This is a genomic window from Microbacterium sp. HMWF026 (genome assembly GCF_003061325.1).
Lineage (GTDB): Bacteria > Actinomycetota > Actinomycetes > Actinomycetales > Microbacteriaceae > Microbacterium > Microbacterium testaceum_E.
The window spans coordinates 1-12,172 of record NZ_QAJB01000087.1 but is presented as its reverse complement, the minus strand read 5'-3'; the positions used below and the strand labels follow the sequence as shown (position 1 = coordinate 12,172).

Annotated in this window: 19 protein-coding genes; 10 read left to right on the top strand and 9 right to left on the bottom strand. The window is 71.7% G+C overall.

What is annotated here, in order from left to right; all coding sequences use genetic code 11:
* On the top strand, window positions 1-794 hold a 794-nt coding region (locus tag DBR36_RS04200; RefSeq protein ID WP_146185221.1), incomplete at its 5' end, for an FAD-dependent oxidoreductase.
* Window positions 795-800: 6 nt separating this feature from the next.
* Here the strand turns inward: DBR36_RS04200 and DBR36_RS04195 are convergent.
* Genes DBR36_RS04195 through DBR36_RS04185 form a run of 3 tightly spaced genes read right to left on the bottom strand, consistent with a single transcriptional unit; the run spans window position 801 to window position 3,038 of the window.
* Window positions 801-1,301 carry a GNAT family N-acetyltransferase gene (locus DBR36_RS04195; RefSeq protein ID WP_108317696.1) on the bottom strand — a complete coding sequence of 167 codons (501 nt, stop codon included), beginning with the start codon at window positions 1,299-1,301 and terminating at the stop codon, window positions 801-803.
* 28 nt (window positions 1,302-1,329) lie between these two features.
* The gene (locus DBR36_RS04190) at window positions 1,330-2,283 is read right to left on the bottom strand and encodes a dipeptidase (RefSeq protein WP_108317695.1); all 954 of its coding nucleotides are present in this window, start codon (window positions 2,281-2,283) and stop codon (window positions 1,330-1,332) included.
* Window positions 2,283-3,038: a sulfurtransferase gene (locus DBR36_RS04185; RefSeq protein ID WP_108317694.1), complete on the bottom strand. Its 756-nt coding sequence runs from the start codon at window positions 3,036-3,038 to the stop codon at window positions 2,283-2,285. Before DBR36_RS04185 ends, DBR36_RS04190 begins: the two co-directional genes overlap by 1 nt.
* Before the next feature lie 129 nt (window positions 3,039-3,167).
* Between DBR36_RS04185 and DBR36_RS04180 the strand changes: the two genes are divergently transcribed.
* The 4 genes from DBR36_RS04180 to DBR36_RS04165 all read left to right on the top strand — a co-directional run bounded on the left by DBR36_RS04180 (window position 3,168) and on the right by DBR36_RS04165 (window position 5,713).
* Window positions 3,168-3,950: a glycosyltransferase family 2 protein gene (locus DBR36_RS04180; RefSeq protein WP_108317693.1), complete on the top strand. Its 783-nt coding sequence runs from the start codon at window positions 3,168-3,170 to the stop codon at window positions 3,948-3,950.
* The gene (locus DBR36_RS04175; RefSeq protein ID WP_108317692.1) at window positions 3,947-4,780 is read left to right on the top strand and encodes an endonuclease/exonuclease/phosphatase family protein; all 834 of its coding nucleotides are present in this window, start codon (window positions 3,947-3,949) and stop codon (window positions 4,778-4,780) included. The genes DBR36_RS04180 and DBR36_RS04175 overlap by 4 nt, the downstream gene beginning before the upstream one ends.
* 61 nt (window positions 4,781-4,841) lie before the next feature.
* The gene (locus DBR36_RS04170; protein WP_258222553.1) at window positions 4,842-5,417 is read left to right on the top strand and encodes a hypothetical protein; all 576 of its coding nucleotides are present in this window, start codon (window positions 4,842-4,844) and stop codon (window positions 5,415-5,417) included.
* Window positions 5,418-5,497: 80 nt separating this feature from the next.
* Window positions 5,498-5,713 carry a DUF2945 domain-containing protein gene (locus DBR36_RS04165; RefSeq protein ID WP_108317690.1) on the top strand — a complete coding sequence of 72 codons (216 nt, stop codon included), beginning with the start codon at window positions 5,498-5,500 and terminating at the stop codon, window positions 5,711-5,713.
* A gap of 97 nt (window positions 5,714-5,810) precedes the next feature.
* On the opposite strand, the gene DBR36_RS04160 is transcribed toward DBR36_RS04165, so the two are convergent.
* Both DBR36_RS04160 and DBR36_RS18825 read right to left on the bottom strand, forming a co-directional pair.
* On the bottom strand, window positions 5,811-7,250 hold the full coding sequence (locus tag DBR36_RS04160) for a cryptochrome/photolyase family protein (protein ID WP_181373471.1): 1,440 nt from the start codon (window positions 7,248-7,250) through the stop codon (window positions 5,811-5,813).
* Window positions 7,247-7,402 carry a DUF2256 domain-containing protein gene (locus tag DBR36_RS18825; RefSeq protein WP_108317688.1) on the bottom strand — a complete coding sequence of 52 codons (156 nt, stop codon included), beginning with the start codon at window positions 7,400-7,402 and terminating at the stop codon, window positions 7,247-7,249. Before DBR36_RS18825 ends, DBR36_RS04160 begins: the two co-directional genes overlap by 4 nt.
* A gap of 112 nt (window positions 7,403-7,514) precedes the next feature.
* Here DBR36_RS18825 and DBR36_RS17570 point away from each other — a divergent pair, with 112 nt between their 5' ends.
* Window positions 7,515-7,661 (top strand): hypothetical protein, encoded by a 147-nt coding sequence (locus DBR36_RS17570; RefSeq protein ID WP_181373470.1) that lies wholly within the window; start codon window positions 7,515-7,517, stop codon window positions 7,659-7,661.
* Window positions 7,662-7,707: 46 nt separating this feature from the next.
* Here the strand turns inward: DBR36_RS17570 and DBR36_RS04150 are convergent, their stop codons facing one another.
* Together DBR36_RS04150 and DBR36_RS04145 are read right to left on the bottom strand one after the other, a co-directional pair.
* The gene (locus DBR36_RS04150) at window positions 7,708-8,199 is read right to left on the bottom strand and encodes a pyridoxamine 5'-phosphate oxidase family protein (RefSeq protein ID WP_108317687.1); all 492 of its coding nucleotides are present in this window, start codon (window positions 8,197-8,199) and stop codon (window positions 7,708-7,710) included.
* 52 nt (window positions 8,200-8,251) lie between these two features.
* Window positions 8,252-8,602: a biopolymer transporter Tol gene (locus DBR36_RS04145; protein ID WP_108317686.1), complete on the bottom strand. Its 351-nt coding sequence runs from the start codon at window positions 8,600-8,602 to the stop codon at window positions 8,252-8,254.
* Window positions 8,603-8,832: 230 nt separating this feature from the next.
* On the opposite strand from DBR36_RS04145, the gene DBR36_RS04140 reads away from it, so the two are divergent.
* The 3 genes from DBR36_RS04140 (at window position 8,833) to DBR36_RS04130 (ending at window position 10,675) form a co-directional block, all read left to right on the top strand.
* Window positions 8,833-9,117: a hypothetical protein gene (locus tag DBR36_RS04140; protein ID WP_108317685.1), complete on the top strand. Its 285-nt coding sequence runs from the start codon at window positions 8,833-8,835 to the stop codon at window positions 9,115-9,117.
* Window positions 9,118-9,133: 16 nt separating this feature from the next.
* Complete coding sequence (locus DBR36_RS04135) at window positions 9,134-9,337, top strand: cold-shock protein (protein ID WP_013583139.1); 204 nt, start codon at window positions 9,134-9,136, stop codon at window positions 9,335-9,337.
* A 132-nt stretch (window positions 9,338-9,469) separates the two neighbouring features.
* Window positions 9,470-10,675, top strand: coding sequence for a fatty acid desaturase family protein (locus DBR36_RS04130; RefSeq protein ID WP_375136054.1), 1,206 nt, complete (start codon window positions 9,470-9,472; stop codon window positions 10,673-10,675).
* 63 nt (window positions 10,676-10,738) lie between these two features.
* Here DBR36_RS04130 and DBR36_RS04125 read toward each other — a convergent pair whose 3' ends face one another.
* On the bottom strand, window positions 10,739-11,242 hold the full coding sequence (locus tag DBR36_RS04125; RefSeq protein ID WP_108317683.1) for a metallophosphoesterase: 504 nt from the start codon (window positions 11,240-11,242) through the stop codon (window positions 10,739-10,741).
* Window positions 11,243-11,337: 95 nt separating this feature from the next.
* On the opposite strand from DBR36_RS04125, the gene DBR36_RS04120 reads away from it, so the two are divergent.
* A complete protein-coding gene (locus DBR36_RS04120) occupies window positions 11,338-11,730 on the top strand; it encodes a DUF3054 domain-containing protein (RefSeq protein ID WP_108317682.1) in 393 nt (130 codons plus the stop codon).
* 33 nt (window positions 11,731-11,763) lie between these two features.
* On the opposite strand, the gene DBR36_RS04115 is transcribed toward DBR36_RS04120, so the two are convergent.
* A partial coding sequence (locus DBR36_RS04115; protein ID WP_108317681.1) for a glycine cleavage system protein R occupies window positions 11,764-12,172 on the bottom strand: 409 nt, incomplete at its 5' end.

Sequence of the window (12,172 nt, the reverse complement as noted above, 5' to 3'; positions counted from 1 at the left end):
GGGATCGCGCGGGCCTGCGCGGGCCGCTGCGCGAGAGCGTCCTCGAGCCGTTCCTCGCGGGCGTGCTCGCCGACGACCGGCAGCAGACCTCCGACGCCTTCGTCCGCCTGCTCGTGCGCAGCTTCGCCCTCGGGCGCCCGGGCGTCCCCGCCGCGGGCATCGGCGCCCTCCCCGCCCAGCTCGCCGACACCGCCCGCCGCGCGGGGGTCGGCATCCGTCTCGGTCAGCGCGTGGTGTCGACCCGCCGACGAGCGCGCGGCTGGCACGTCGGGATCGACGGACAGGATGCCGTGACCGCTCGCTCCGTGATCGTGGCGACCGGGTTGGACCCCGCTCTCGACGTGCCGCTTCCGCCCTCGCGCGGACTGCGGACGTGGTGGTTCGCCGCCGACCGGGCGCCGAGCGACGACGCCGCCCTGCGGGTCGACGGACGTCGGCGCGGACCGATCGTCAACACCGCGGTGATGACGAACACCGCGCCCACCTACGCCCCGCGCGGCCAGCACCTGGTGCAGGCGACCTGCGTACTGCCCTCGGACGCCCCCGAGGACGTCGTTCGGCGGCAGTTGTCCGAGATGTGGGATGCCGACACCCGGCCGTGGCGCCTGCTGCGCCGAGACGACATCGTCGGCGCCCTGCCCGCGCAGGACCCGCCGCTGCGCCTGCGTCGGCCCGTCCGTCTCGGGGACGGGCGCTACGTCGCCGGAGACCACCGCGATACCGCGTCGATCCAGGGTGCCCTCGTCTCGGGTCAGCGCGCGGCCGAGGCGGTGCTGGCCGACCTCGCGCGGTGACGAGCGCTACGCGCGGGCGGCGAGCGCGGTCAGCGCCTCGCCGGTCACGCGGCGCGTCGTCCACTCCTCCATCGCCTGGGCCCCGAGCGCGCGATAGAACCCGATCGCGGGCTCGTTCCAGTCGAGCACGGTCCACTCGAGCCGCGGGTAGCCCTTGTCGACGCACTCCCCCGCCAGGGCGGACAGCAGGGCGACGCCGTAGCCGTTCGCGCGGAACCGCTCGTGGACGTAGAGGTCCTCGAGCCAGATGCCGTGACGCCCGGTCCACGTCGAATAGGTGAGGAACCAGATCGCGATCGCGCGGATCTCGCCGTCGCCGCCGTCCACCACGAACGCGAAGGCGCGGGGGTCGTCGCCGAACAGCGTCGCGGCGATCATCTCGGCCGTGTTGTCGACGGCATCCGGTTCGCGTTCGTAATCGGCGAGGGCCTGGATGCAGGCGAGGATGCCGGTCTCGTCGCCGCGTCGGGCGGGGCGCAGCTCGGCGCCGTCGGTGAGGGTGGTCATGCTCCGAGGCTATCGAGCGGGCCCGCGGTCAGCCCAGCGGCTCCCAGCTCTGCCGCGCGACGCGGCGGAAGTTGCCCCCGAGCACGGCGGCGACGTCGGTGTCGGCCCAGCCCCGCTGCCGCAGGGCCGCGCCCAGTCCGATGAACGTCTCGGGCGGCATCCACTCGACCGGACCCCACGCGGTGTAACTGGCGTCGTACAGCTCGGGACTCGACGCGAGTTCGACGCGGAAGGTCTGCCAGTCGAACGAGAAGTCGGTGCTGACGCCGACGTGCGCGATCCCGACCAGCTCGACGGCGTACTCGAGGTGGCGCGCCATCGCCTCGAGCGTCGGGGTGTTGGGCCCCAGGAAGATCCCGACGCCCGTGATGCCGACCACCCCGCCGGTGTCGGCCGCCGCGCGGGCCTGGTCGTCGGTGAGGTTGCGCGGGTGCTCCCACACGCCACGCATGTTCGAGTGGCTGAACACCACGGGGCGCGAGGACGCGGCGCAGATGTCCATCGAGGTGCGCGCGCCGACGTGCGAGCCGTCCGGCACCATCCCCGACCGGTTCAGCTCGTGGACGAGGTCGCGCCCCCAGGGGGTGAGCCCCTCGTCGACGGGGTCGAGGCAGCCGCCGCCGACGGCGTTGGCGTGGTTGTAGACGGGCCCGAGGGTGCGCACACCCGCGGCGACGAGTCGGGCGACCGCGTCGAGGTCGCCGCCGAGGGGACCGGCGTCCTCGAGATCGAACACCACGGCGGTGTCGCCCGCCGCGGCGATCCGGTCGACGTCGTCGACCGACGCGGCGAGCGCCAGGCCGTCGATCCGCTCGACCTGTGCGCGGAAGGCGTCGAGGAGGGATGCCGTGAGCTCCGGCGGGTGCGGCGAGAAGCCGACGTTCAGCGACACCAACCCGCCGCCCGCGGGGCGGTAGCGGTGCAGTTCGCTCAGGTCGGCGGTCTCGACGAGCTCGGCGCAGGCGTGCTGGTCCCAGAGCATCAGGCGGCGGCCTGCTCGCGCGACGACGACACCGGGGCGAGTGCGGCGTCCAGCGCCTCGCGTCCGTCGAAGACGAAGCAGCCGCCGTCCCAGTGCGCACCGCCCTGCTCCTCGAACCAGCCGAGGATGCCCCCGTCGAGCTGGTAGGCGTCGATCCCCTCGTCGCGCAGGTGCAGGGCGGCCTTCTCGCACCGGATGCCACCGGTGCAGAACGTCACGACCGTCTTGCCCTCGAGGTCGTCGCGGTGGGCGCCCGCGGCATCCGGGAACTGCGTGAAGCGCTCGATGCGCCAATCCTGCGCGCCGACGAAGGTGCCGTAGTCGACCTCGAACGCGTTGCGGGTGTCGACGAGTACGACCTCGCGGCCCTGATCGTCGGCGCCGCGGTCGAGCCAGCGCCGCAGGGTGGCGGGCGCGACCGCCGGGGCGCGGCCGTCCTGGGGGCGCACCTCGGGCCGGTCCATGCGGATGATCTCGCGCTTGACCTTCACCAGCAGGCGCCCGAAGGGCACCGTGTCGGACCAGCTCTCCTTCGCGCGCAGCGGCGCGAAGCGCGGGTCGGCCCGCAGCGTGTCGAGGAACCCGCGCACCGCGTCCGCCCCGCCGGCCAGGAACAGGTTGATCCCCTCGCCGGCGAGCAGGATCGTCCCGCGCAGTCCGGCCGTCGCGGCGTTCTCGCGCAGCTCGTCGCGCAGGGCGGCGGGGTCGTCGATGCGCGTGAACAGGTACGCCGAGACGTTCAGGACGGATGCCATGGCATCCACCCTACGAAACGAGCGCGGCGCCCCCGCTCGTGCGTCGGCGTCGAGACACGCAGGCGTCAAGCCGGGAAACGCCCGCGCCGCATCGCCTAGCGTGGGAAGCACTCGTCCCCGGGAGGAAGCGTGCCCCACGACCCCGCGCCAGCGGTCACGACCGTGTCGGTCGTCATCCCCGTCCGCGACGACGCCCCTCACCTGCGCCGCTGTCTCGCCGCTCTGAGCCGGCAGACCCTTCGCCCCGACGAGATCGTCGTGGTCGACAACGACTCCTCGGACGACAGCGCGAGCGTCGCCCGCGACGCCGGGGCCCGCGTGGTGTTCTGCGGCGAGCGCGGCATCCCCGCCGCCGCCGCGACGGGTTACGACGCCGCTCGCGGCGAGCTGATCCTGCGGCTCGACGCCGACAGCATCCCCGAACCGACCTGGGTGCGGAGCATGGTCGACGCCTTCGCGGACGACGCCGTGGATGCCGTCAGCGGCGGTGCCGTGTTCCACGACGGTCCCGCGGCGCAGCGCGTGGGGATGGCGCGGGCCTTCCTGGGCACCTACGCCGCGTTCGCCACCCCCGCTCTCGGCCACGTCCCGCTGTGGGGCTCGAACATGGCGTTCCGCCGCAGCGCCTGGCGCGACGTGCGCGACGAGGTGCACCTCGATCCCGAGCTGCACGACGACCTCGACCTGGCGTACCACCTGGGCGTCCGGCACCGCATCGGCATCGTCTCGGGTCGGCACATGCGCGTGTCGTCGCGGACCGTCCAGCCCCGCCGCTTCGCGCGCTGCTTCCGCCGCGGGGCCGGCACGGTGTTCGCCCACTGGCCCGAGGACATCCCCCCGGCCCGGTGGGTGCGCGTGCTGCGGCGACGTCGACGCCGTGGCGACGTGCCGCTCGAGGAGGCCCGCGCGTGAGCGGCGTGCTGTTTCCGGCGGTCCGTGCGCCCGAGCTGCACGTGATGAGCTTCAACATCCGTCGCCGGTTCGACCGCGTCACCTGGCCGCCCGCCGACCGCTGGCCGATGCGCAAGCAGCGCCTGCGCACGTTCCTGAGCGCCCACAAGCCGCACCTGCTGGGCGCGCAGGAGGCGATGCCCGACCAGGCGCGGTGGGTGCAGGACGCGCTCGGTACGCAGTACGGCCGGGTGGGTCTCGGCCGCGGACCGCGCCGGGACGGCGAGGGCACGCCGCTGTTCTACGACCGGGACCGCCTCGAGGTCGAGGACTGGCGGCAGGTCGCCCTGTCGGACACCCCCGAGGTCGCCGGGTCGACGGGCTGGGGCAACTCCATCCCCCGCATCGCCGTCATCGCGCAGCTGCGCGATCTCGAGACGGATGCGCGATTCACGTTCGTCAACACGCACTTCGACGCGTTCTCGGCGCGGGCGCGCCGCCGGTCGGCGGCCTGGCTGCACGATCTGGCAGCGGCTCGCACGCGACCGCTGCTGTTCACGGCGGACGTCAACGCGCACGTGCGCTCGAGCGAGCTCGAGGCGATGTTCGCCGACGGCGGCCTGATCGACACCTGGTCCGTCGCCCCCGCCCGCCGCACCGCGGAGTGGGGATCGTTCAACAACTACCGGCGACCCAAGCTGGGGGCGCGTCGCATCGACGCGATCCTCGCGAGCCCCGACGTGGGCGTGCGCGCCGTGGGCATCGACCCGCGCCCGACGGGCACGCAGTGGCCGAGCGACCACCTGCCCATCCAGGCCGTCGTCCGGCTGCCCTCGAGCGCCTCGTCGTGACCGCCGGCATCCGCTCCGTCGTGCCCGGTCCCCCCGGGGAAGGATGCCGATGCTCCCCGCGATGATCGCGAATCTGAAGCGACCGCCGCGGACCGTCACCGAGTGGCTCGCCGACGCGGTGCGCGCCGGGGCGATCGTCACGACGGTCGTCGCGCTCTTCACCCTGCCGTTCACCGATTTCGCGGTGCTGTCGATGGCGCTGCCGGCGGTCATGCTGGCGCGCATGATCGGTCTGCGCTCGGGCGTGGACCTGTTGACGTGCGCGACCGTGATCGTCGCGGCCGGCAGCAACGTGATCGACCTGTACCGCGCGTGGACGGGGTGGGACCTCGTCGTGCACGCCCTGTGCACGGGGGTGCTGGCCGCCGTCGCCCTGGTGCTGCTCGACGACGGCGGTGTGATCGCGCCGACCGGACGCCGACGCACCCCGATCGTCGTCGCCACGATCGCGGGACTCGCCCTGAGCGCAGTATGGGAGATGGTCGAGTGGTTCGGCTACCGCTTCATCACCGACGCGATCTTCGTGACCTACGACGACACCATCGGCGACATGATCGCCGGCGGAGCGGGAGCGCTCGCCGCCGGGGTCCTGGCGTCGCGGTTCGCGCTCACGCGCCGGGATCGCTCCGCGCTCTGACCGCCGGCCGACGTGTCAATCCCCCGAGCCGCCCCACCGCGCCCCGTCAGCATGGGCGCACGCCAACGGAAGGATGAACGATGTCGAAGGATCTGTCGAAGGGCGACCGCGTCAGCTGGGACACGCCCCAGGGCAAGACGCAGGGCAAGGTCGTCGAGAAGAAGACCAAGGACTTCCAGCACGACGGACAGAAGTTCACGGCGTCCGACGACGATCCCGCCTACATCGTCGAGTCGGAGAAGTCGGGCTCGAAGGCCGCGCACAAGGGGTCGGCGCTCAACAAGCTGAAGAGCTGATCCGCCTCGTCCTTCGACAGGCTCGGCGGAGAGATCCCCGAGCCTGTCGAAGGGATCGCGGATGACATGACCCGGCGGCCGCGCCGCACACCGGTGCCTACTCCCGGGCGTCCCGCCGCTTGCGCATCTGCGCCAGGGCCAGCCCCAACCGGTGATTGCCCGCCAGCACGTCCTCGTGCCGCTCGAGGAACTCCCAGTACGCCTCGGTGAAGACCGAGTCCTTGGCGTCCTGCGCGGACGGCCACCACGAACCCATCTTCTGCAGGTACGCCCCGCCCGAGACGTAGGGCTTGGTGGCGACGAAGCCGCCGTCGGCGAACTGGCTCATGCCCATGACGTTGGGCACCATGACCCAGTCGTAGGCGTCGACGAACAGCGCGAGGAACCAGTCGTTCACCTGCCGCGGCGCATACCCCTGCAGCAGGAACCAGTTGCCCAGCACCATGAGCCGCTCTATGTGGTGGGCGTAGCCCCACCGGTGCACCCGCTCGAGCACCGTGCGCACCGGGATCGGCAGGTCCTTCGGCATCCGCTCGCCCGAGAACCAGTACTTCTGGATGCGCCCGTCGAGGTGCAGGGCGTTGACGTGCTCGAGCTTCGGGTGCGCGCGGTACATGCCGCGCATGTACTCGCGCCAGCCGATCACCTGGCGGATGAACCCCTCGACGGATGCCAGGGGCGCATCGGTCCGGGTCGCCGCGGCCACGACCTCTTCGACGGTCAGCAGGCCGATGTTCAGCATCGGCGAGATGATCGCGTGGAAGAGGAACGGTTCATCCGCCTTCATCGCGTCCTCGTAGCGACCGAAATCGTGCAGCCGCTCGGCGACGAACACGTCGAGCCAGTCGCGCGAGTCCTCGGGGGTGACCGGCAGCCAGAAGTCCGAAGCGGACCCGGGGTGGTCGGGGTAGCGCTCGTCGACCTCGGCGATCACCGCGCGCGTGATCTCGTCGTGCTCCGGCTGCGGCAGCGGCGGGATCTCGACGCCCTTCTTGGGCAGGGCCTTGCGGTTGTCGGCGTCGAAGTTCCAGCGGCGTCCCGCCGGTTTCCCTCCGTCCATCAGGATGCCGGTCCGTCGCCGCTGCCAGTGGTAGAAGTCCTCCATGAGCGGCGTCGGGTGCTCGGCGAACCACCCGTCGACGTCCTCTTCGGGAGTGAGGAAGAGCCCGTCCGGCAGGACGTCGGTCTCGACGTCGTGGTCGGCGCAGATCCTCGCGATGCGCTCGTCGACCGGTCGGTTGGGGTCGCTCATCCACGTCAACTCGGTCACGTCGTGGCGGGTCAGCAGCCGCTCGAGTCCCGCCTTGAAGGTCAGGTCGTCCTCGAGCGCGATGCGGCGCACGGTCTTACCCTCGGCCTCGAGGCGTGCCGCGGTGTGCCGCATGGCCGAGACCAGCAGCACGATCTTGTGCCGGTGGTACGGCAGCTTCGCGAAGCGCGGAGCGGACTCGATGAAGAAGAACTCCTGGATGCCGTCGTCGGCGTAGGCGGGATGCTCCGCGAACTGCTGCGTGGCGAGGATCAGCGCGGCCCTCATGCCCGCCGCCTCTGCGCCGCGGCCTTCGCCCGGCATCCTCTCGAGCAGTAGAGGACCTGGTCCCACTGGTCGCGCCCGCTCCATCGCTTGCGATCGGTGAAGGGCCGGCCGCAGTAAGCGCAGGGCTTGGAGCGCACCTCGGGTCGTGACATGCCGTCATCGTCGCAAAAGGGGCGTCGACGGATCGGGGGCTTGCGCTCTCACACGACCGGGGTGTGCGCAAGGCCCGCGCGCGCCTCGGCGGGCGCGTGGTGTGCTGCGGCCATGGACACCTCACCGCACCGCGAACCCGACACCGCCGACCAGCCCGACGAGCTCGAGACCGCCGACGCCCCCGTCGTCGACGCGAACGACATCCCCGACACCACAGACGACGACGACGCTCCCGTCGACAACCCCTCGGGCGGCTGAACGGAGGTCGGGCCCCACCTCGATCCGGGGCGGGGCCCGACGACGCTCACTCGGGCAGGTCGAACTTCTCGTTCTCGCCGCCGCGCGGCCGCTCGCCCGTGACCTTCGACGTCACCAGCGCGACGGCGGTGGCGATGCGTCCGCCGGCGCTGCCCCAGTACTCGCCGCTCAGGGCGGACACCTTCAGCAGCGTGACACCCGGGGACTCGGGTCCGTCGGGGAACCACGCCTCGACGCTGGTCGACCACAGCTCCTTCAGTTTCGCGAGGTCGTCGACGACCTCGGCCTCGCCCGCGAGCGAGAGCCAGGTGCCGTCGGTGCTGAACGACAGCCCGACCTGGGGGTCGCGTCGCACGTGTTCGACGGCCGACGCGTGAGTACCGACGATGAACCAGAGGTCGCCGTCCGACTCGGTCTCCTGCACGGTCAGCGGGTGCGCGTGCAGGGCGCCGTCCTCGGCGCGCGTGGTGACCATCGCGAAGCGGAACTTCTTGAGCAGTTCGTTGAGCTTGTCCAGCTCGGGGGTGGTGGCGGTCATGACGCTCCTTCTTGTCGAGACCCTCAGCCCATCCGCCCGCGCGGGTGCGGCGCTACGCGTTGACGTCGGCCGATGGATCTGCTCTCGGCGGGGCGACCCGATCGAGCTCCGCGAGGGCCTCGCGCGCCCGCTGCAGCCGCGCGGGCACGTCGTCGTCCCACCACCGCGGTCCGCGTTCCCCCAGGCCCGCTTTGGCCAGCCCCACCCGGTGCCGGGCGGCGGCGGTCGCCTCCTCGTCGTCGGCGCTCTTGGTCGTCCGCACGGCAGCACGCGCACGGCCCAGGTGCGATCGCAGTCGGGCGGCGATCTCGTCCGGTAGCTCCGGGTCGGTGCGCCACCATCGGCGCCCGTTCACGACCAGCCAGCGTTCGTCGTCGGCGGGGTCCTCGGTTCCGGATGCCATGCCCCCAAGTCCACCCCCGCGTCGCCGCCCGCGAAACTCCCCGGCGAACGTCCGGTCATCCGTGCTACCGTGAGGCTATTCGTTCTGGGACCTGCTTCATCGACGCCCGCCTCATCGTTGAGATGCCGGGCGCACGGCGCCGAGCCGTTTCCGACAGCGTTCCCTCCCTCAATCATCGCGTGCTCCGCTCGACGGCATCCGCCCTCGCGACGCACTCGCGGAAAGTATCTGTGTCTCTGCTTCACCCTTCGCCACTGTCGTGGCGTCAGGCCGATCTCGACGTCTTCGTCGCGACGGCCGGATCCGACTACGCCGGTTTCGTCGGCGCGGCCACCTCGGGCTACGAAGCCCAGGGTCCGCTCGGCGAGAACCTCGGCGTCCACGCGTCCGTCGAGACGGCTCAGGCCGCCGTCGACGGGCATCGCGTCCGCGTCACCGACTCGGTGCCGCGGCGTCCCCGTCCGCTCCGCGTGCGTCGGGGCGGCACCCACGGTCGCATCTGCGGCCCAACATGAATAAAGGAAGAACACGATGGCCACTGGCACCGTGAAATGGTTCAACTCCGAAAAGGGCTACGGCTTCATCGCTCCCGATGACGGCTCGGCCGACCTGTTCGCGCACTTCAGCGCGATCCAGGGCAACGGCTTCAAGGAGCTCACCGAGGCTCAGAAGGTCGAATTCGACGCCGAGCAGGGCCCCAAGGGCATGCAGGCGGCGAACATCCGCCCCCTCTGAGTTCCGCTCCCCCACAAGCCGGGTGCGTCGCCTCGCGACGCCCCGGCTTGTGTCGTTCCCGGGCGCGGACGGAATCCGATGTTTCCGTTTCCCGTGAGGCTGCTGGGCATGTGGACGTATGCCGGGTCGTCCATACGGCGCCCCGTAGTGTGGGCCTCAGTCCGGGGTAGCCGCCCCGGCTCCCGACCACGGTCATCCCGATCCGAGGAGCAGTCCATCGCTTCCACCATCGTCGAGTCCCGCCTCGGCCCCGTCCGCCAGACCTACTCCGGCACGACGGAATTCCCCCCCATCACCAAGGCCTACACAGAGTTGTCCCAGGTCGTCCGCGAAAGCGGATTGCTGGTGCGCACCCCCGTCTTCTACGCCGTCGTCGCGAGTGCGATCGTGCTCGGCTTCGCCGGCTGCGTGACCGGATTCATCCTGCTCGGCGACAGCTGGTTCCAGCTGTTCATCGCCGCGGCCCTCGGCATCCTGTTCACGCAGGTGGCGTTCCTCGCCCACGAGGCCGCGCACCGCCAGATCTTCGCGTCGGGACCGGCGAACGACCGCCTCGGCCTGTTCATCGGCAACGGCATCGTCGGCATGAGCCGGTCGTGGTGGGCGTCCAAGCACACGCGGCACCACGCCAACCCGAACCGCGTCGACAAGGACCCCGACATCGAGATCGACACGATCTCGTTCCTCGACGTCGACGCCGCCAAGGCGCGCGGCGTGCAGCGCTGGATCACCCAGCGTCAGGGGTACCTGTTCTTCCCCCTGCTGGCGTTCGAGGGCATCAACCTCTACGTGCTGGCGCTGCGCCACCTGTTCTCGCGCGGCGAGATCAAGGGACGCTGGGGCGAGCTGGGCCTGCTGGCCCTGCGCCACGCGATCTTCATCGCGCCGATCTTCATCTTCCTGCCGGTCGGCCTGGCCTTCGCGTTCTTCGGGGTGTCGGTCGCGGTGTTCGGCATCTACATGGGTGCGTCCTTCGCCCCCAACCACAAGGGCATGCCGATCATCGCCCCGGGCGCCAAGCTCGACTTCTTCAGCAAGCAGGTGCGCACCTCCCGCAACATCGCGGGCGGCTGGTGGGCCACGTGGCTCATGGGCGGTCTGAACTACCAGATCGAGCACCACCTCTTCCCGAACATGCCCCGCCCGCACCTCAGCCGTGCGCGCCTCATCGTGCGCGAGCACTGCGAGACGCTGAACGTGCCCTACGTCGAGACGACGCTGCTGCAGTCGTACGGCATCGTCATCGCCTACCTCAACCGGGTGGGCCTCGCCGCCCGCGATCCGTTCGAGTGCCCGATGACCGCATCGACCCGGCACCTCACGGTCGAGAAGGGCTGACCCCTCACCGGGAACCGTCCGTCCCGAAGGCGTCGCACCCCCGTGGTGCGGCGCCTTCGGCGTTCACGCGCGCGACACCTCGTGCAGGCGCACGTCGTGGATCCCGGCATCCACGAGGGTGAGGGTCATCATCGTGCACGCCGGCTGGCGCCGCCGGTCGGTGGGCGACCCGGGGTTCAGCAGGCGCATGCCGCCGGGGGTCGTGGTGTCCCAGGGGATGTGGCTGTGACCGAACACCAGCAGGTCCGTGTCGGGGAAGGCGGCATCCATCCTCTTCTCGCGCCCCGCGGCGGCTCCGGTCTCGTGGACGACGGCCACGCGGACGCCGTCGATGTCCGCGCGGGCGATCTCGGGCAGGCGCTCGCGCAGCGCGGGACCGTCGTTGTTGCCCCACACGCCGAGCAGCGATCCGAGCCCGCCGAGTTCGTCGAGCACGCTCTCGTCCACCCAGTCTCCGGCGTGGACGATCAGATCGGCCGCCGCGGCGGCGCGCCGGACATCGTCGGGCAGCGCGCGGGCGCGTCGGGGTACATGGGTGTCTGCCACGAGCAGCAGGCGGGTCGGCATCGTCCCACGCTAGCGATGCCCCCGCGCGCGCGGGCGGGGCTTGTCGGGTGCGGCCGGGCGTCCCCGGCCGCGGCCCGGCGCGCGAGAATGGAGGGGTGTCGACCTCTCGCCGCCTCACCGTCCTGACCCTCGTGACGGATGCCGTCCTCGTCGTCGTCTTCGCCGCGATCGGCCGCGCGGCGCACGACGGTGCCGTCCTCGGCCCCCTCGGCACCGGTCTGCTGACCACGGTCTGGCCGTTCCTGGCCGCCCTGGCCCTGGGGTGGCTCATCACGGGCGTCTGGCGCGCGCCGCTGGCCCTCGTGCGCACGGGGCTCCCCCTGTGGGCGGTCACCGTCGTGCTGGGCGTCATCCTGCGCGCGGCGAGCGGTCAGGGCATCGCGATCGCCTTCGTGATCGTCGCGGCGATCACCCTCGCGGTCTTCGTGCTCGGCTGGCGCGCGATCGCCCTGCTCATCGTCCGATCGCGGCGACGCGCCACGCGCTGAGACGGCGCGGCGGCTCCCGATCGGGCTCGGGCCTCAGGCCTCGTCGGCGAGGGTGACGTCCACCTGGATCTCGCTCGCGAGACGCTCCAGCTCGGCCACGAGGTCGTCGATCGCCACGTCGGCGGGCACCGTCGCGGTGATGGTGGCCTCGAACAGGCGTCCCCCGGCCATCGCGGCATCCGTGGTCTGCGTCGACATGCGCTCGATGCTCGCCCCGTGCCCGCTCAGCGCCGCCGAGACCTCGCGGACGATACCGGCACGGTCGTTGCCGACCACGTCGAAGGTCACCGCGCGCGCCGACGCGACGCCCGGCTCGGCAGACCCCGCGTGGACGGTGACGGTCAGCGTGCCCGCGAGCGACTCGAGGGCGGCGCTGAGCGGGCACGGGGCGAGCATCGAGCGCATGTCGACGCAGACCACGGATGCCGCGATGGCCGGGGGA

What these genes read in the sequence shown, in the direction of transcription:
- DBR36_RS18825 (WP_108317688.1), bottom strand. Translation starts at nt 7,402, where the DNA reads ATGTCACGACCCGAGGTGCGCTCCAAGCCCTGCGCTTACTGCGGCCGG.
- DBR36_RS04165 (WP_108317690.1), top strand. Translation starts at nt 5,498, where the DNA reads ATGTCGAAGGATCTGTCGAAGGGCGACCGCGTCAGCTGGGACACGCCC.
- DBR36_RS04190 (WP_108317695.1), bottom strand. Translation starts at nt 2,283, where the DNA reads ATGCTCTGGGACCAGCACGCCTGCGCCGAGCTCGTCGAGACCGCCGAC.
- DBR36_RS04145 (WP_108317686.1), bottom strand. Translation starts at nt 8,602, where the DNA reads ATGGCATCCGGAACCGAGGACCCCGCCGACGACGAACGCTGGCTGGTC.
- DBR36_RS04170 (WP_258222553.1), top strand. Translation starts at nt 4,842, where the DNA reads ATGATCGCGAATCTGAAGCGACCGCCGCGGACCGTCACCGAGTGGCTC.
- DBR36_RS04195 (WP_108317696.1), bottom strand. Translation starts at nt 1,301, where the DNA reads ATGACCACCCTCACCGACGGCGCCGAGCTGCGCCCCGCCCGACGCGGC.
- DBR36_RS04185 (WP_108317694.1), bottom strand. Translation starts at nt 3,038, where the DNA reads ATGGCATCCGTCCTGAACGTCTCGGCGTACCTGTTCACGCGCATCGAC.
- DBR36_RS04135 (WP_013583139.1), top strand. Translation starts at nt 9,134, where the DNA reads ATGGCCACTGGCACCGTGAAATGGTTCAACTCCGAAAAGGGCTACGGC.
- DBR36_RS17570 (WP_181373470.1), top strand. Translation starts at nt 7,515, where the DNA reads ATGGACACCTCACCGCACCGCGAACCCGACACCGCCGACCAGCCCGAC.
- DBR36_RS04160 (WP_181373471.1), bottom strand. Translation starts at nt 7,250, where the DNA reads ATGAGGGCCGCGCTGATCCTCGCCACGCAGCAGTTCGCGGAGCATCCC.
- DBR36_RS04125 (WP_108317683.1), bottom strand. Translation starts at nt 11,242, where the DNA reads ATGCCGACCCGCCTGCTGCTCGTGGCAGACACCCATGTACCCCGACGC.
- DBR36_RS04150 (WP_108317687.1), bottom strand. Translation starts at nt 8,199, where the DNA reads ATGACCGCCACCACCCCCGAGCTGGACAAGCTCAACGAACTGCTCAAG.